Here is a 489-nt window from a genome sequence, read left to right on the forward strand (position 1 = left end):
GAAGTTTTAGCAAGTATCCCCGGGAATCCAAGTTGCAATGTATCCCGCATTGCTTGCTTGACGGAATTACGATCTCGTTGAGTACTTGTTTGTAACGAACTAGATACATTTTGAGTGGACTCTGCTTTTACAATTGAGGTTGGCGTTGTGTATAACAGGGAACTTCCAGCTATTAAAAGGGCCAGACTTGCAAATGTAATTTGGCTACGTGTTTTCATAAGGCATTCCTCTCCTCTATTCATATTGGATAGGTGGTTGCTTGCTGTTTCATACTAACCACACAGCTATCATCTCTACCAATGACAAAAGGTCAACATTAAATTTGTAATCATCTTCATAATGATTATTTTTACAAACGCTATTCTGTCCTAACAAACGGTAAATCCCTCTTTTTTCACATGTATGTTAACCCCAGAAATTACTTCTTTTCCTTGAAACACTCTTGTTAACTGGTTTGTTTTTCATATATAAGTCATATCTGTTCCGCCT

Annotated in this window: 2 pseudogenes; both read right to left on the reverse strand. The window is 37.4% G+C overall.

The features are described 5' to 3' along the window. Window positions 1–242: pseudogene (locus JDS96_RS30690) on the reverse strand (serine hydrolase domain-containing protein); the annotation flags it as partial. Between the two features lie 72 nt (window positions 243–314). Next, window positions 315–476: pseudogene (locus tag JDS96_RS33430) on the reverse strand (ABC transporter ATP-binding protein); the annotation flags it as partial. Window positions 477–489 lie beyond the last annotated feature (13 nt).

Source organism: Bacillus cereus group sp. N21, assembly GCF_016483395.1.
In the GTDB taxonomy this organism is placed as follows: Bacteria; Bacillota; Bacilli; order Bacillales; family Bacillaceae_G; genus Bacillus_A; species Bacillus_A pseudomycoides.